The organism is Micromonospora sp. NBC_01655, from assembly GCF_026339755.1.
In the GTDB taxonomy this organism is placed as follows: Bacteria; Actinomycetota; Actinomycetes; order Mycobacteriales; family Micromonosporaceae; genus Micromonospora.
In genome coordinates this window covers 3,739,589-3,756,334 of record NZ_JAPEQF010000001.1, presented here as the reverse complement: position 1 = coordinate 3,756,334, position 16,746 = coordinate 3,739,589, and the positions used below count along the sequence as shown (strand labels likewise).

Genomic DNA, 16,746 nt, shown 5'->3' with positions numbered 1-16,746 from the left:
GGACGCCACCCCGCCGGCCCGTCCCCGCCCGGACGGACCCAGGGCCAGGCCGACCCAGGGCCAGGCCGACCCAGGGCCAGGCCGACACAGGCCGGTCAGACGGTGAGCAGCGTCTTGCCGACCGTCGCCCGCTCCTCGATGGCCCGGTGCGCGTCGGCCGCCCGGTCCAGCGGGAACGTCTGCCCCACCAGCGGCGCCAGCCGGCCGGCGGCGGCGGCGTCCAGCGCCGCCAACAGGTGCCGCCGGCGGGCCGGCGCCGAGGCGGCCCGCAGTTCCACGATGCCGGTGGTCGCCACGCCCCGCTCCCGGGCCGACGCCGGGTCGGGCGCGGCGAAGCCACCGGCCGGCGCGCCGTAGGCACAGGCCCGACCGCCGGGCAGGATCAGGTCGAACGCGGCCCGGCCGTACTCCCCGCCGGCGCCGTCGAACAGCACGTCGAGGCCGCCGAGGCCGGCGCGCACCTGGTCGGTCCACCCCGGCTCGGAGTAGTCCACGACCTCCTCGGCCCCGAGCCGGCGCAGCGCGTCCCGCTTGACCGGCCCGCGGGCCGCCGCCACCACCCGGGCGCCCGCGGCGCGGGCAGCCTGGACCAGCACCGCACCCACTCCCCCGCCGGCGGCGGTGACCAGCACCCGCTCACCGGTCCGGACGCCCCCGACGAGGTCGAGCACGGCGAACGCGGTGGCCCCGTCGTGCAGCAGGGCCGCCGCGTCGCGCAGCGACACCACCGGCGGCACGGCGAGCAGACCGTCGACCGGCACGAGGGCCCGATCTAGGTAGCCGCCGCCCGGCCCGGTCCGCCCGACCACCCGCCGGCCGACCCAGCCGGGGTCGACGCCCTCACCCACCGCGGCGACCGTCCCGGCCACCCCGGCCCCCGGCCGGTACGGTGGCTGGGTCGGGAACCACGCGCCGGCCCGCCCCCCGCGGATCGCCGTATCGATCCACAGCACGTCCGCGAAGGCCACCTCGACCACCGCGTCACCCGGACCCGGCGTCGGGTCGGGTGCGTCGATCAGGGTCAGCGCCTCCGGCCCGCCGAACCGGGTCACCTCGATCACTCGCATGCCGTACCTCCAGGTCGCTCGCCGTCCACGACAGCCTCTGAGGTGAAGCATGGTTGAGGTCAACCCCCGATTGATCGACACGGTGTCAGTGACATCGGGGCATCTCGACGGCCTGATGCCGCCTTGTCATGGACCTGGAGTCGATCAGGGCGAAGCCACCAGCGCGGCGGGACCGGCGGGGCGACGTCCCGGCGGGGCGACGTCCCGGCGCGGGGATGAACCACCACCGCACCGGGACGCCTCGCCGGCCATCCGGCCGATCATCGCCCCGCCATCATCCTGCAATTGCCAATAGTTGGCAACAAGGTCTGGACGAACCCCGGACAGGTAACTAGCCTGCTCGTCATGACTCCTTACATCACCGAGGCGGCGGACCAGCTCGCCGCAACGGCGGCGGCCTTCCAGGAAAGCTGGGACCAGCAGCAGGAGGCGTTCCTGCCGGACCGGGAGGAACGCTTCGCCGCCATGCTCGACGCCGTCGACGCGGTCACCGACGCGGACGCGCCGCGCCTGCTCGACCTCGCCGGAGGCACCGGCACCATCTCCCTGCGGGCGCTGGCCCGTTTCCCCCGGGCCGAGGTGACCCTGGTCGACCTCGACCCGGCGCTGCTGGCCCTGGCCGGCGCGTCGCTGGGCGACCGGGCGAGCGTGCTGGTCGCCGACCTGGGCCGCCCCGACTGGACCGACCGGCTGCCGCACCGCGACTACGACGCGGTGCTCACCGCCACCGCCCTGCACTGGCTGCCCGCCGGCCGGCTCACCGACCTCTACGGCGAGATCCGCGACCTGCTGCGTCCGGGCGGGCTCTTCGTCAACGCCGACCGGATGCCCGACGACGCGCTGCCGGGGCTGACCGACAAGCTGACCGCCCGGGCCCGCGAGCGCCGGGCCGCCCGGTACGCCGCCGGCGCGGCCCTGTCCTGGTCCGACTGGTGGGAGCGGGCCGGCGCGGACCCGGTGCTCGGCCCACTGGTCGCGCGGCGCCAGGAGATCTACCCGACCGGACACAGTCCCGACTGGAACCCCCCGGTCTCCTGGCACCTCGACACGTTGGCCGCCGCAGGCTTCACCGAGGTCGGCACGCTGTGGCGGGGCGGCGCCGACGCGGCGGTGGCCGCCGTCCGCTGACCGGACCCGCCACCGGCGCGGCGGCCAGCCCGCCCCGGACCGCCCGGCCCACCACACCGGCGGCCCGGACTCCACCATTGACCGGTACGCGGCTACCGGGTACCCGCCGCCACGGCCGGGACTGCCCCGACGCCCCGGGCCGACCACGCCACGCACCGGCGGGCGGGGCCGGCCCGGGGGCCAGGGCTGGTGCCGACCGGGCGACCAGAGGCTGGTGCCGACCCGGGGGCCGGTGGGCCCGCCGGCGGTAGGCTCGTCCCGGCGGAGGCACGAGGGGCCGCCGTCGGGGCGGCCGTCGGGCAGCCGCGAGGTCACCCGCGACGGATTCCCGCCGGTGACGGCCGTGCTGGTGGGAGGACGAGGTGACCGGAGCGGAACCACGCCGGCTCGACCCCGACGTCGACCTGCGCGTACCCGGGGACCGGGGCGAGCTGCGGGTGCACCCGGCGGCGGCGCTCGCCGTGATCGCGGCGGGGGGTGTGCTCGGCGCGCTGGCCCGCGCGGGGCTCCAGGCCGCGTTCCCGCACCGGCCCACCGGCTTCCCGTGGGCGACGTTCACCGTCAACGTGACGGGGTGCCTGCTGATCGGGGCGTTGATGGCGGTGGTCACCGCCGGGCGGACCCGGCCGCTCACCCGGCCCTTCCTCGGCGTCGGCGTGCTGGGTGGGTTCACCACCTTCTCCACGTACGCGGTCGACGTGCGGCTGGCCGTGGCCGCCGGGGCGGCCGGCACCGCGCTGGCGTACCTGCTCGCCACCCTGGTGGCGGCGCTGGTCGCGGTGTGGCTCGGCGACGCCGCCGCCAGCCGGTTCCTGGGCCGCGCGGGCCGCGCCGCCCCGGCGGTGACGTCCGGCGGGCGGCCGGGGGCGGGTGGTTCCCGGGCGGCGGGTGGGCCGGCCCCGGCCGGGCCGGCCCGTACGGATCGGAGGGACCGGTGACCGTCCTGCTGATCGCCCTCGGCGCGGCCGTCGGGGCGCCGCTGCGCTACCTCACCGACCGGGCCGTGCAGTCCCGGCGCGGCTCGTCGTTCCCGTGGGGCACCCTGACCGTGAACGTGCTCGGCTCGCTGCTGCTCGGCGCCCTGGTCGCCGTGCCGGTCGGGCCGGCCGTCGCCGCGCTGCTCGGCACCGGCTTCTGCGGCGCGCTCACCACGTACTCGACCTTCGGCTACGAGACGCTGCGGCTGGCCCGCGACGGTTCCCGGTGGCGTGCCCTGGCCAACGCGCTGGTCAGCGTGGCCGCCGCGCTGGCCGCGGCGTCGCTCGGCTACGCGGTGACCCGCGCGCTGCGCGGCTGACCCGCCCCGGCCGAGGCGCCGGTGTCCGTGGGGGCGACGCGACCGTCGACGAGCGGCGGCGGGCCCGCCGTGTCTCCCCGTCCGACGGGCCCCGGGCCCGGGCCGGTCGTCGGGAGGGCCGCCCGTTGCGCCACGGGGCGGACGGGCGGCCCGTCCCGGTCAGCCCAGGGCGACGACCGGGCCGACCACGAAGACCGCCGGGGGCCGGATGTCCGCCCGGACCGCCAGCGCGCCCAGCTCGTCCAACCGGGAGGTCAGCGTCCGCTGGGTCGGGTGCCCCGCGTCCTGGACGACCAGCGCCGGGGTGTCCGGGGCCCGGCCGTGCTCGACCAGCACGGCGGCGATCTTGGAGATCGTGTCGACGGCCATGAGCAGCACGAGGGTGCCCCGGGCCCGGCCCAGCGCGGTCCAGTCCACCAGCGAGCCCGGGTCCCCCGGAGGCAGGTGACCGGAGACCACGGTGACGTCGTGCGCGACCCCCCGGTGGGTGACCGGCACGCCGGCCAGGGCGGGCGCGGCGACGGCGCTGCTCACCCCGGGGACGACGACCGTCTCCACCCCGGCCGCCGCGCAGGCCTGGACCTCCTCGTGGCCCCGGCCGAAGACGTACGGGTCGCCGCCCTTGAGCCGGACCACCCGGCGGCCGGCACGGGCGTGCGCGACGAGGGCGTCGTTGATGGCGTCCTGCCCCATCGACGGTCCCCGGGGGACCTTCGCCGCGTCCACCACCAGCACCCCGGGGTGCAACCCGGCCAGCAGGCCGCGCGGGGCGAGCCGGTCGGCGACCACCACGTCCGCGGCGTCGAGCAGCGCCCTGCCGCGTACGGTGATCAGGTCGTCGGGGCCGGGCCCGCCGCCGACGATGGCGACCTGCCCCGGCCGCAGGCCCCCCACCCGGTGCCGGCCGCGGCCGTCCTGCCCGTGCCCGTGGCCGTCGCCAGGACCGTGCCCGTGCTGGTGGCCGTGGTCGTGCTGGTGCCCGTGGCCGTGGTGGTGGTCGTGGTCGGGGCCGTGGCCGTGGTGACCGCCGACCGGGTCGTCGGGGTGGTCGTGCGGGGTCTGCGGCCGGCCCACCTTGTCGACGAAGCCGGGCAGCGCCACCCGGTACGCGCAGGTGTCGCAGTTCATCCGGATGTCCCCGCGCAGCGCCTCGGCGTGCCGCTGGAGCACGAGGTCGGCGAGGGCGTCGCAGTCGCCGATCAGGTCGGCGACCCGCACGTCGAGGTCGGGGTGGGCGGCGGCGAACCCGGCCGTCTGGGCGACGATCCGGTCCGGCAGCACCCCGGCGAACAGGAAGTACGGTGCGACGACGATCCGCCGCGCACCGAGCCGGCGCAGCCGGTCCAGCACGGCCGGCACCGACGGCTCGGCCAGCGAGACGAACCCCGGCTCGACGCCGGCGTAGCCGCGCCCCTCCCAGAGCAGCCGGGCCACCTTGGCGACCTCGGCGTTGGCGTCCGGGTCGGTGGAGCCCCGGCCGATCAGCGCCACCCAGGTCCCGGCCCGGTCGGCCCCGGCCAGCACGGCGTCGATCCGCTGCGCCAGCGCGTCGTGCAGCAGCGGGTGCGGGCCGAGCGGCCGGCCGTAGGCGTACCCGAACCCGGGGAAGCGCTGCTTCTCCCGGGCCAGCGCGGCCGGGATGTCGCCCTTGCCGTGGCCGGCGGCGGCGAGCACGAGGGGCAGCGCAACGAGCCGGCGGTGCCCCCGGTCGACCAGCGCGCCGACCGCGTCGGTCAGCGGCGGCCGGGACAGCTCGATGAACCCGCCCTCGACGTCGGCTACGGCGTCCCGGTGGCGGATCCGCTCGACCAACGCGGCGAACTGGGCGACCCCGGCGGCGCTGCGGGTGCCGTGCCCGACGATCAGCAGCGGGGTGCGGGCATCCCGGGTCGGCGTCATGGCTTCTCCTCAAGGTAGAGCAGGGCGTTGAGGGCGGCGGCGGCGACCGCGGAGCCGCCCTTCTCGCCGATGTTGGAGACCGCGGGCAGGCCGCTGGCCCGCAGCGCGGCCTTGGACTCGGCGGCGCCGACGAAGCCGACCGGCAGCCCCACCACGAGCGCCGGCCGGGCGGCCAGGTCGATCAGCTCGAACAGGGCGGTGGGCGCGCAGCCGACCACCCACACCGCGCCGGCACCGACCCGGTCGTACGCCAGCCGGGCAGCCGCCGCCGAGCGGGTGATCCCCGCCGCCCGGGCCAGCCCGGCGGCGGCCGGCTCGGCGATCGGGCAGACCAGTTCCAGGCCGGCGCGGGTGATCCCGGCGGCGACCATCGCCACGTCGGTGACGACGGGCGCCCCTGCCCGCAGGGCGGCCAGCCCGCCGGCCAGGGCCGCCTCGTCGCAGACCAGGTCGGTGACGTAGTCGAGGTCGGCGCTGGCGTGCACCACCCGTTCGGTGACGGCCCGGGTCAGCGGCGGCAGGCCGGTCAGGTCCACCCGGGAGCGCAGGATCGCGTACGACTGCTGCTCGATCGGGTGTACCGCGCGGCTCACCGGGACTCCCCCGTCGCGCCGGCAACCGTCGCACCGGCAGCCGTCGCACCGGCAGCCGTCGGCCCGGCCGGGTTCGCGGCGGTCCCGCCGAGCAGCGCCGTCAGCGCCGGGCCGGCCAGGTGGTGGCGCGCCGGGGGCGCGACGCTGACCGCGGTCGAACTCATCGGGCTCCTCCGGATCGTCTCGGGTTCGGTGACACGGATCGCGTCCACCGGGCAGATCTCCAGGCACTCCAGGCAGCCGGTGCACCGGTCGGCGCGGACCAGCAGCCCGGCCGGCGTCGGCCGGATCGCGTGCGTCGGGCAGGTCAGCAGGCAGGCGCCGCACCCCTGGCAGGGGCCGATCGCCACGGGCGCGACGGTCGGGTCGGTCACCTGCGCCACCGGTAGCCGCGCGGGGTGACCATCCGGCCGGCGACGACCCGGGTCTGGGTGCTGCCGACCACCACCACGCTGTACATGTCGACCACGGCCGGGTCGAGCGTGGCCAGGGTGGCCAGGTGCACCCGTTCGCCGGGCCGGCTGGCGTTGCGCACCACCCCGACCGGGGTGTCCGGCGGGCGGTGCGCGGCGAAGGTCTTCAGGGCGGCGGCGAGCTGCCAGTCCCGGGCCCGGCTGCGCGGGTTGTACAGCAGCGCCACGAAGTCCCCCTCGGCCGCGGCGGCCACCCGCCGCTCGATGACCTCCCAGGGGGTGTGCAGGTCCGACAGGCTCAGGTAGGCGTGGTCGTGGCCGAGCGGGGCGCCGAGCAGCGCCGACGCGGCGAGCGCGGCGGTCACCCCGGGCACCCCGACCACGTCGATCCGGTCGTCGGCGTGTTCCAGGGCGGGGCTGGCCATCGCGTACACCCCGGCGTCGCCGGAGCCGACCAGCGCCACGGCATACCCGGCGGCGGCCTCGGTGACGGCGGCGCGGGCCCGTTCCTCCTCCGCGCCGAGGCCGCTGGCCAGCACCCGGCTGCCGGGGCGCAGCAGGTCGCGCACCTGCTCGACGTACTGGTCGAGGCCGACGACCACGGCGGCCCGGCGCAGCTCGGCGACCGCCCGCGGGGTGCGCAGGTCGGCCGCGCCGGGGCCGAGGCCGACGATCGCCAGCCGGCCGCGCGGCGCGTGCCGGGCCACCGCGACCGTGGCCATCGCCGACGCGGTCTTCGGCGCGACCAGCGCCGCGTCGCAACGCCGGCCGGGCTCGCCGAGCAGCGCGGCGGCCTCCGCGACGCTCGGCGTGCCGACCGCCGCGCGCACCACCTCGCTGGGGTGCGGCACCTCGACCTCCGCCAGGTCCGCCGCCGGATGCGTCACCAGGGGTACGCCCAGCGCGTCGGCGGTCGACCGGATGCCCGCCTCGTCGGCCTTGATGTCGGCGCTGGCCAGGCAGCGGACGCTGGCGGGGCTCAGCCCGGCGGCGGCGAGCACCCGGTCCAGCAGGTCGCGCACCTCGGCGGCGGGCACGCCCCGGCTGCCGCCGACGCCGACCACCAGCGACGGGGGCCGCAGCACTGCGGTGCGCCCGTCGAGCGGCACCACCCGGTCGGTGACCAGCAGCCGGGGCCCGTCGGCGGGAGCGTCGGGACGGACGGTCTCCGGCAGAGCGGGCAGCGGCCACACCGCGTCGGCGACCAGCCGCACCGGCTCGCCGTCGAGGATCGCCCGGCTCACCGCGGCGAGGGCCCCCTCGACCGGCCAACCGAGGGTGTCCAGGCCGGGCAGGCCGACCGCGTCGGTGGCGGTGGTGACCACCGGCCGGGCGTCGAGCAGCGCGCCGACGTCGGCGGCGAGGGCGTTGGCGCCCCCGGCGTGCCCGCCGAGCAGCGCCACGGCGTGCCGGGCGGCCTCGTCGACCACCACGACGGCCGGGTCGGCGTGCTTGTCGCGCAGCAGCGGCGCGAGGACGCGGACCACCGCGCCGGTGGCGAGGAACGCCACCACCGCGTCGTACCCGGTGAACGCGGCGCGCAGCGCGTCGGCGGCGGTGCCGGCCTCGACGAGGCGGGCGTTCGGCCAGGCGGCGGCGACGGTCCGGGCGTGCCGGCGGCCGGCGGCGGTGGCGGCGACGAGTCCGATGCGGGGCATCTGCGCTCCTGGGCTGGCGGGTGGCGGTTCGGAAGCGGGCGGGTGGCGGTTCGGCGGCGGTGGGCGGCCCGGCGGGCGCGCGGCGGCGGCTGTCACGGGCGGTCCCCGGTGAGGACGAGAACCGGGTTGGTGGCGGCCAGCCGGACCGATCCGCCGGGCAGGTCGGCCAGCCGGGCGGCGGAGAGCTGTACGCCCTCGGCGCGGTAGCCGTGCTCGCGCAGCAGGCCCAGCGCGGGGGCCACCCGGTCCAGCGCGGCGAGGGTCGCCACCACCCGGGCGGGCCGGCGGGCCGCCACGGCGGCGAGCACGTCGAGGCCGCCGCCGCCGACGAAGGCGGCATCGGGGTCGGGCAGCCCGGCCAGCGCGACCGGGGCCGCCCCGGCGACCACCCGGACGTCCACCCGGTACGCGGCGGCGTTGCGCCGGACCAGGTCCACGGCGTCCGGGTCGCGCTCGACGGCGATCACGGCCGCGCCGAGCAGCGCGCACTCGATCCCGACCGAGCCGCTGCCCGCGCCGACGTCCCAGACGAGCCGGCCGAGGCGGGGACGCAGCCGGGCCACGGCGAGGGCCCGCACCTCCGCCTTGGTGATCATCGAGTCGCGGTGGGCGTACCCGGCCTCGGGCAGCGCCCAGCCGCCGGCCGGCGCGGCGGCCGGCTGGTTGTCGGCGCGCACCGCCCCGACCTCGTCCGGGTCGGTGGCGAGGCAGAGCAGCACGTGCGGGTCGGCCCAGGCGGTGGCGGCGGCCCGCTCCGGGGTGGTCTCGACGACCCGTTCGGCCGGGGTGCCGAGGTGCTCGGCGACGACCAGCCGGCGGCGCCAGCCGACCAGCCCCGCCCCGAGTTCGGCGGCCCCGGCGCCGGGGGCGGTGAGCACGGCGACCGCCGGCAGGGCGCGGACGGCGTTGAGCGCGGGCCGCAGGTCCCGGCCGTGCGCGCTGACCACCGCCGCACCGTCCCAGGGCAGGCCGGCGCGGGCGAACGCGGCGGCCACGCTGGACACGGCGGGCAGCACCCGCACCGGCAGTCCCTCGACGCGCAGCCGGCGGACGATGCCGAACAACCCCGGGTCCCCGCTGGCCAGCACCACCGCCGGCAGGCCGGCGGCCACGGCGGCGGCGAGCCGGTCCAGCGCGGGCGCGAGCGGGCCGAGGGTCACCGTGGCGCAGTCGTCGGGCAGTGCGGCGCAGGCGAGGTGCCGGGCCGCGCCGACGGCCAGCCGGGCCCCGGCCAGCGCGGCGAGGGCGGAGGGATGCGGCGGCGCGCCGGCCGCGTCCACCCCGACGACGGTCACCGGGGCCGCGGCCGGACGGCCGGCGGCGGCCGGGTCGGCGGCGCGGGTCACGCGGCCCACCGGCCGGAGGAGGCGACCATGTTGTCCCCGGCGAAGTCCACCATCGCCACGTCGACGGCGACGCGGTGCCCGGCGAAGCGCAGCAGTACCTGGCGGACCCGGTGGCAGAGCAGGTCCCCGGCGGGACGGAGCAGCCCGGCGGCCTCCCACAGCTCGTACGCGTGCCGCCCGGTGTTCGCCGCCGCCACCTCGGCCACCAGCGCCGGGTCCCCGCCGGCCTCGGCCGTGACCGCGCCGAGCAGGGACAGGTCCACCTTGGACCGGGTGTAGTGGGTCATCAGCACGCCGGCGGCGAGCTTGGCCAGCTTGCCGGCCATCCCGACGAAGGCCACCCCGGTCATCCCGTCGCCGACGGCGGCGGTGACCGCCGCGCCGGTGAAGTCGCCGACCTCGACGAAGCAGACCTCGGGCAGCTCGGGCAGGAGCGCGCGGGCGGCCCGCTCGGTGCGCCCGCCGGTGCACAGCACCACGGTCCGCTCCCCCTGCGCGGCCATCACGTGCACCGCCTGCACCACGCTGGCCCGCCAGGACGCCGTCGAGAAGGGCCGGACGATCCCGGTGGTGCCGAGGATGGAGATGCCGCCGAGGATGCCCAGCCGCCGGTTGGTGGTCTTGCGGGCCATCACCTCGCCGCCGGGGACGCTGATCACCACCCGGATGCCGACCTCGGTCAGGTCGACCACCTCGGCGACTGCCTGGCCGATCATGCGGCGCGGGGTTTCGTTGATCGCCGGCCCGCCGACGGCGAGCCCCAGGCCCGGCCTGGTGACCGTGCCCACGCCCGGGCCGCCGGCGAGGTCGAGGCCCGGCTCGTCGCGCCAGCCGACGGTGGCCGTGAGGTGCGCGCCGTGGGTCACGTCCGGGTCGTCGCCGGCGTCCTTGACCACCACCGCCTCGGCGCGCGCCCCGGGCAGCCGGGCGAAGTCGCACCGCTGAACGGCGAAGACCACCCGGCGGCCGGCGGGCAGGCCGATCTCGACCTCCCGCTGCGGCACGCCGGTGACCAGCGCGGTCACCGCGGCCTTGGCCGCCGCGGTGGCGCACGCGCCGGTCGTCCAGCCGGTGCGCAACGCCCGGGGCCGGACCTTCGCGGTGCGCGGCAGGTCCGGCTCACGCAGCTCCGGCTCGGGGTACGTCATCCGGCCCGCTCCGGGCCGGCGGGCTCCCCCGGCGCGGCGGGCTGCCCCGGCTCGGCGGGCTGCCCCAGCGCGGCGGCGCTCCCGCCCGGCCGGGCCTCGCCCGCGTCCGGTCGGCCGGGGTCGCCGCCGGGGCGGGCCGGGATCTCGGCCGTACCGGTCGCGCCCTCGCGGCGGCGGCGCAGCTCCGCCCGGGCGGCCGGCTCGGCCCGGCGGAAGGTGTGGAAGTGCCCCGGGTGGTAGAGGTGCGACCGGGTGCCGGTGGCGGCCAGCGCCGGCCCGACCAGGAACAGGGTGTGCTTCCAGAGCCGGTGCTCCTTGACGGTCGCCTCCAGCGTGCCGACGGTGCAGCGCACCACCAGCTCGTCCGGCCAGGTCGCCTGGTACGCCACCACCGCCGGGGTGTCCGCCGGGTAGCCGCCGGCCAGCAGCTCGGCCTGGACCTGCCCGGAGCGGGCGGCGGAGAGGAACAGCGCCATGGTGGTGCCGTGCCGGGCGAAGTCGCGGACCCGCTCACCCGCCGGCATCGGCGTCTTCCCGCCCTCCAGCCGGGTGAGGATCACCGACTGGGCGACCTCGGGTACGGTCAGCTCCCGGCCCACGAGCGCGGCGACGGCGGTGAACGAGGACACGCCGGGGACGATCTCGACGGCCAGGCCGAGGGCCCGGCACAGGTCGAGCTGCTCCTGCACCGCGCCCCACAGCGCCGGGTCGCCGGAGTGGATCCGGGCCACGGTCAGCCCCTGCGCGGCGGCCCGCTCGTAGAGCGGGCGCACCCCCTCCATCGGGAGCTGGGACGAGTCGACGATCTCGGCGTCGGGGCGGGCGTGGGCGAGCACGTCGGCGTGCACCAGGCTGGCCGCCCAGACCACCACGTCGGCCGCGCCGACGACCCGGGCGGCGCGCAGGGTGAGCAGGTCCGCCGCGCCCGGGCCGGCCCCGACGAACCACACCTTGCCCCTGGTCGTCGCCCCGGTGCTGTCCGGGTTCGCCACGCTGGTCACAGTTTTCCTCCTCGGCGGTCCCGGCGGGCCGGGACGAGCAGCGTCGACAGGTACGGCAGGTCGGTCTCGTCGGGGCGCACCGGCCCGATCCGCTCGCCGGGCAGGCCGAGCCCCCGGCCGAGCACCGCGTCGCCGAGGCGGCCCTGCCGGCGCAGCTCCCCGACCAGCTCGGGGTGCCGCCGCCAGCCCTTGTACGCGACCACGGTCCCCGGGCCGGCGAGCGCGTCGGCGAACAGCACCGGCCCGGCGGTGGCCGGCAGCAGGGTCAGCGGCTCGCGTCCCTCGCAGAGCACGGTGCCGCTGCGGGCGGCGAGGTCCTGCATGGCGGTGATCCCGGGAACGGTGCCGACCGTGACCGCCGGCCGCAGCGCGCGCACGCCCTGGGCCAGGTAGCCGAAGGTGGAGTAGACGTTGGGGTCGCCGATGGTGGCGAACGCGACCCGGGTCGCCCCGGCGTCGAACGCGTCCACCACGGCGCGGGCGGCGGCGTCCCAGGCCGCGCGGCGGCGGGCGGTGATGCCACCCCGGTCGTCGAGGGCGAACGGCAGCCGTCGCACCCGGGCAGCGTCCACGTACGACCGGACGGTCGCCTCGGCCCGCCCGCCGCCGTCGGCCACCCCCGGGTCGTCCCCGGTCCCGGCGGGGCCGGCCGGGGCGTCGGTCCGGTGCGCCATCACCGGTACGAAGACCACGTCGGCCGCCCCGAGCACCCGGACCGCCTTCACGGTCAGCAGCTCCGGGTCGCCCGGCCCGACGCCGACCCCGGTCAGCGCCGGCCGGCCCGGGTCCGCGGGGTCGGGCGGGGGGCTCACCGGCACGCCTCGACCAGGCGGCGGGCGGCGGCCGGTTGGCCGGCCCAGTGGGTGTGCAGGTAGGAGGCGTGCACCCGGCCGTCGACGAAGCCGTGCGCCGCGCCGTCCCAGCGCCAGGCCGGGATGTCGCCGTGGCCGGGGTCGGTGACGGTGCGGTGGAACTCGTGTCCGCGTACCGGCTCGCCGGCCCGGGTGACCGGGGAGTCGGCGGCGGCCACGGCGTCCCGGTAGCCGAGGGTGAGCCGGCCGGTCATCCGGGCGGTCAGGTCCAGCCGCCCGCACATCGGCGTCCCGTCCAGGGAACGGCCCAGGTAGAGCAGGCCGGCGCACTCGGCGACGACCGGCCCGTCGAAGGCGGCCAGCTCGGCGCGGAGCGCCGCGTTGCCGGCGAGGGCGTCGGCGTGCGCCTCGGGGAAGCCACCGCCGATCACCACGGCCCGGGTGCCGGCCGGCAGGCCGGGGTCGCGCAGCGGGTCGAACGGGGCCACGGTCGCGCCGGCCGCGGCGAGGAGTTCGGCCGTCTCGGCGTACGAGAAGGTGAAGGCCGGGCCGGCGGCCACCGCGACGGTCGGGGCGGTGGTCGTGGCCGGACCGCCGACGGCCGCGACCGGGTCCCAGGCCGGCGCGGTCAGCGGACCGGCGGTGCGGGCCAGGGCGAGCACCGCGTCGAGGTCCACGGTGGCGGCGACCAGGTCGGCGAGGGCGGCCACGATCGCCACGGACTCCGGGGCACGCTCGGCGACCGGGACGAGGCCGAGGTGCCGCGACGGGGCGGTGACCTCGACGGCTCGGCTGACCGCCCCGAGCACCGGCACGCCCACCTCGGCGAGCGCGGCGCGCAGCAGGCTCTCGTGCCGGGGCGAGCCGACCCGGTTGAGGATCACCCCGCCGATCCGCACGGCCGGGTCGAAGGCGCGCATGCCGAGCACCAGCGCGGCGGCGGAGCGCCCCTGGGCCGTGGTGTCGAGCACCAGCACCACGGGGGCGTCGACGAGCGCGGCGACGTGCGCGGTGGAGGCGTACCCCCGGCGGCCGACCGCGCCGTCGTGCAGGCCCATCACCCCCTCGACCACGGCGACGTCGGCGGGGGTCGGGACGGTGGCGCCGTGCCGCAGCAGCGCCGCGACCCGCTCCTCGCCGACCAGCCAGGGATCGAGGTTGCGGCCGGGCCGGCCGGCGGCGAGCCCGTGGTAGCCGGGATCGATGTAGTCGGGGCCGACCTTGTGCGGGCTGACGGTCAGGCCGCGGCGGCGCAGCGCGCCGAGCAGCCCGGTGGCCACGGTGGTCTTGCCGTGCCCGCTGGCCGGCGCGGCCACCACGATCCGGGGCAGCGCCCACGGCCCGCCCGGATCCGGCGGCCGGGTGGCGGTCGAAGCGGACGCGGGCGGCCGGGGACTGTCGGCGGCTGTCGGGGTCACCACTCGATGCCCTTCTGGCCCTTCTGGCCGGCGTCCATCGGGTGCTTGACCTTGGTCAGCTCGGCGACCAGGTCGGCGGCCTCGACCAGCCGGGGGTCGGCGTCCCGACCGGTGATCACCACGTGTTGGAAGCCGGGCCGGGCGGCCAGCGTGTCGACCACCTCGGCGACGTCGACCCAGCCCCACTTCATCGGGTAGGTGAACTCGTCGAGCACGTACAGGCCGTACCGCTGGGCGGCGAGGTCGCGTTGGATCTGCCGCCAGCCCTCCAAGGCGTCGGCGGCGTGGTCGGCCTCGCCGCCGCGCTGGATCCAGGACCAGCCCTCGCCCATCTTGTGCCAGGCCACCGGGGCACCCTGGCCGGTGCGCTCGTGCACCTCGCCGAGGGCGCGGAAGGCGTTCTCCTCCCCCACCCGCCACTTGGCGCTCTTGACGAACTGGAACACCCCGATCGACAGGCCGGCGGTCCAGGCGCGCAGCGCCAGCCCGAACGCGGCGGTCGACTTCCCCTTCATCTGCCCGGTGTGGACGATCGTCAACGGCCGATGCCGCCGCTGCCGCGTGGTCAACCCGTCGACGGGCACGTGCGAAGGCTTCCCCTGTGGCATCAGCGAACGCTCCTGTCCTGATGGTTCTCCGCGATCTTGCGGTTGCGGCCCCCGGGAACACCGCTTTCGTCCCTTTCGCCCGCCCCCAGCGGGCAAGATCGCGCAGAACGGGTGGGGTGGGGGGTGGCGAGGTGGGTCAGGAGGGGGGTGGAGGTGACGTCGGTCAGGGGGTGGTGGTCCGCGGCCAGGTGGGTGGCGAGGCGGCGGGCCAGGTGCAGGCGGACCGGGCCGGACTCGCAGTCGACGACCACGCAGGGGGCGCCGGTCGCGGCGAGCACCGCCGCCGCCCGGGCGGCCCGGTCCAGCGGGCGGTGCCCGGCGGTGGCCCGGCCGTCGGTGAGCACCAGCACCAGCGGCCGGCGGCGCGGGTCGCGCAGCCGCTCCACCCGCAGCAGGTCGGCGGCGGCGAGCAGGCCCTCGGCGAGCGGGGTACGCCCGCCGGTGGGCAGCTCGGCCAGCCGGGCGGAGGCGGCGAGCACGGACGAGGTGGCCGGCAGCAGGGTCTGCGCGCCGGCGTCCCGGAAGGCGACCACGGCGACCTTGTCCCGCCGCTGGTAGGCGTCGGTGAGCAGGGCCAGGACGGCCCCCTTGACGGCGGACATCCGCTGCTGGGCGCCCATCGAGCCGCTGGCGTCGACCACGAACAGCACGAGGTTGCCCTCGCGTCCCTCGCGGACCGCCTCGCGCAGGTCGGCCGGGCGTAGCCGCAGCGGGCCGCCGCGGCGTCCCCGGGCCGGCTGGTGCGGGGCGGCGGCCCGGATCGTCGCGGGCAGGTGCAGGGCGCCGGCCCGGCCCGCGAGCGGGGTCCGCGCCCCGGTGGTGCGGCCCCGGCCGGTGCGGGCCCGGGACCGCCGGCCGGGCACCCCGTCGCCCACGCCGGGCGCGGTGAACAGCCGGGCCTTCAACCCCGTTCGGGGTACGGCCACCGGCTGCCCGCCCGCCGAGGGCTCGCCGGGCCGACCGGGTCCGCCGGGGCGCGCGTCGGCGTGGTCGCCGGCACGGGCCGGGCCACCGCCGTCGCCGGCCGGCGCGGCGTCGCCCCGCTCGCCGGTTGCCGTGCCGCCGCCACCGGCCGGCGCGGCGTCGCCACCCACCGGGCCGGCGGGTCCCGGTCCCCCGGCGTGCTCGCGGCGCGGGTCGCCGTCGGCGGGCCGGTCGTCGTCCGGTCCGCCCCCGTCGCGGCCACCGCCACCGGGGCCGCCACCCGCCGGATCACCGGGGCCGCCCGGGCCGCCACCGGTCGGGCCGCCGGGGCCGCCGTCGTCAGTCGGGCCGCCGGGCGGGTCGGGGTCGTCGTCGCCGGCCCGCTGCAACGCCTCGTCGAGGCGCTTCTCGTCCAGCCCCGGCGTGTCGAACGGGTCCCGGCGGCGCCGGTGCGGCAGGGCGAGCCGGGCGGCCACCCGGACGTCCTCGGCGGTCACCACGGTCCGGTCCTGCCAGGCGGCGTGCGCCATCGCGGCCCGGGCGGTGACAATGTCGGCGCGCATCCCGTCGACGTCGAACGCGGCGCACACCTCGGCGATCTGCCGCAGCGCGGCGTCGGGCAGCAGCACCCGGTCGAGCCGGGCCCGGGCGGCGGCGACCCGGCGGGCCACCCGCGCGTCGTCGTCGGCCCAGCGGGCGGCGAACCCCGCCGGGTCGGCGTCGGCAGCGAGCCTGCGGCGGACCACCTCCACCCGCACCGCCGGGTCCCGGCTGGCGTTCACCTCGACGGTGAGCCCGAACCGGTCCAGTAGCTGGGGCCGCAGCTCCCCCTCCTCCGGGTTCATCGTGCCGACCAGCAGGAACCGGGCGGCGTGGCTGACCGAGACGCCCTCCCGCTCGACGTGGCTGCGGCCCATCGCGGCGGCGTCGAGGAGCAGGTCGACGAGGTGGTCGTGGAGCAGGTTGACCTCGTCGACGTAGAGCACCCCCCGGTGGGCGGCGGCGAGCAGGCCGGGCTCGAAGGCGCGTACCCCCTCGGCGAGGGCCTTCTCCAGGTCGAGCGAGCCGACCACCCGGTCCTCGGCGGCGCCGACGGGCAGCTCGACCAGTCGGGCCGGGCGGCGCTCCGCCGCCGGGGGGGCGGGGTGCGGGCCGTCGGGGCAGCCGGGGTCGGCGTCGGCCGGGTCACAGCCGAACCGGCAGCCGGCGACGTGCTCGACGGGCGGCAGCAGCGCGGCGAGGGCCCGCACGGCGGTGGACTTCGCGGTGCCCTTCTCGCCCCGCACGAGCACCCCGCCGATGGCCGGGGAGACGGCGTTGAGCAGCAGGGCGAGACGCATGTCGTCCATGCCGAGGACGGCGGAGAACGGGAACGTGGTCACTGTGCTGCCACCTCCGTTCGCGACTGCGGGGCTCGCAAACCCAGCTCACTCC

The 16,746-nt window shown here is 78.5% G+C and carries 12 protein-coding genes and 3 pseudogenes; 3 read left to right on the top strand and 12 right to left on the bottom strand.

Going from position 1 to position 16,746, the window contains the following annotated elements; genetic code table 11:
* Positions 1–95: 95 nt before the first annotated feature.
* A complete protein-coding gene (locus OOK41_RS17320) occupies positions 96–1,067 on the bottom strand; it encodes a zinc-binding dehydrogenase (protein ID WP_266265943.1) in 972 nt (323 codons plus the stop codon).
* 345 nt (positions 1,068–1,412) lie between these two features.
* On the opposite strand from OOK41_RS17320, the gene OOK41_RS17315 reads away from it, so the two are divergent.
* The 3 genes and pseudogenes from OOK41_RS17315 (at position 1,413) to crcB (ending at position 3,492) form a co-directional block, all read left to right on the top strand.
* On the top strand, positions 1,413–2,195 hold the full coding sequence (locus OOK41_RS17315) for a trans-aconitate 2-methyltransferase (protein ID WP_117669232.1): 783 nt from the start codon (positions 1,413–1,415) through the stop codon (positions 2,193–2,195).
* A 362-nt stretch (positions 2,196–2,557) separates the two neighbouring features.
* Positions 2,558–2,986, top strand: a pseudogene (locus OOK41_RS17310) (CrcB family protein); the annotation flags it as partial.
* Positions 2,987–3,129: 143 nt separating this feature from the next.
* Positions 3,130–3,492: a fluoride efflux transporter CrcB gene (gene crcB / locus OOK41_RS17305; RefSeq protein WP_117669234.1), complete on the top strand. Its 363-nt coding sequence runs from the start codon at positions 3,130–3,132 to the stop codon at positions 3,490–3,492.
* Positions 3,493–3,651: 159 nt separating this feature from the next.
* Here the strand turns inward: crcB and cobA are convergent, their stop codons facing one another.
* The 11 genes and pseudogenes from cobA to OOK41_RS17250 all read right to left on the bottom strand — a co-directional run.
* Positions 3,652–5,391 (bottom strand): uroporphyrinogen-III C-methyltransferase, encoded by a 1,740-nt coding sequence (cobA, locus tag OOK41_RS17300; protein WP_266265941.1) that lies wholly within the window; start codon positions 5,389–5,391, stop codon positions 3,652–3,654.
* Positions 5,388–5,984, bottom strand: a complete 597-nt coding sequence (locus OOK41_RS17295; protein ID WP_117669236.1) for a precorrin-8X methylmutase — start codon at positions 5,982–5,984, stop codon at positions 5,388–5,390. Before OOK41_RS17295 ends, cobA begins: the two co-directional genes overlap by 4 nt.
* A gap of 197 nt (positions 5,985–6,181) precedes the next feature.
* A pseudogene (locus OOK41_RS17290) lies at positions 6,182–6,367 on the bottom strand (4Fe-4S binding protein); the annotation flags it as partial.
* Positions 6,355–8,055, bottom strand: coding sequence for a precorrin-3B C(17)-methyltransferase (cobJ, locus tag OOK41_RS17285; RefSeq protein WP_266265940.1), 1,701 nt, complete (start codon positions 8,053–8,055; stop codon positions 6,355–6,357). The gene cobJ and the pseudogene OOK41_RS17290, both read right to left, overlap by 13 nt.
* A gap of 92 nt (positions 8,056–8,147) precedes the next feature.
* Complete coding sequence (cbiE, locus tag OOK41_RS17280) at positions 8,148–9,401, bottom strand: precorrin-6y C5,15-methyltransferase (decarboxylating) subunit CbiE (RefSeq protein WP_266265939.1); 1,254 nt, start codon at positions 9,399–9,401, stop codon at positions 8,148–8,150.
* The gene (locus OOK41_RS17275) at positions 9,398–10,549 is read right to left on the bottom strand and encodes a cobalt-precorrin-5B (C(1))-methyltransferase (RefSeq protein WP_117669240.1); all 1,152 of its coding nucleotides are present in this window, start codon (positions 10,547–10,549) and stop codon (positions 9,398–9,400) included. The genes cbiE and OOK41_RS17275 overlap by 4 nt, the downstream gene beginning before the upstream one ends.
* Positions 10,546–11,499 carry a precorrin-4 C(11)-methyltransferase gene (gene cobM, locus OOK41_RS17270; RefSeq protein WP_266267854.1) on the bottom strand — a complete coding sequence of 318 codons (954 nt, stop codon included), beginning with the start codon at positions 11,497–11,499 and terminating at the stop codon, positions 10,546–10,548. The genes OOK41_RS17275 and cobM overlap by 4 nt, the downstream gene beginning before the upstream one ends.
* A 47-nt stretch (positions 11,500–11,546) precedes the next feature.
* A complete protein-coding gene (cobI, locus tag OOK41_RS17265; protein ID WP_266267853.1) occupies positions 11,547–12,320 on the bottom strand; it encodes a precorrin-2 C(20)-methyltransferase in 774 nt (257 codons plus the stop codon).
* A 38-nt stretch (positions 12,321–12,358) separates the two neighbouring features.
* On the bottom strand, positions 12,359–13,693 hold the full coding sequence (locus OOK41_RS17260) for a cobyrinate a,c-diamide synthase (protein WP_266267852.1): 1,335 nt from the start codon (positions 13,691–13,693) through the stop codon (positions 12,359–12,361).
* Positions 13,694–13,776: 83 nt separating this feature from the next.
* Positions 13,777–14,388 carry a cob(I)yrinic acid a,c-diamide adenosyltransferase gene (gene cobO / locus OOK41_RS17255; RefSeq protein WP_117669241.1) on the bottom strand — a complete coding sequence of 204 codons (612 nt, stop codon included), beginning with the start codon at positions 14,386–14,388 and terminating at the stop codon, positions 13,777–13,779.
* Between the two features lie 122 nt (positions 14,389–14,510).
* Positions 14,511–16,661: pseudogene (locus OOK41_RS17250) on the bottom strand (VWA domain-containing protein); the annotation flags it as partial.
* Positions 16,662–16,746 lie beyond the last annotated feature (85 nt).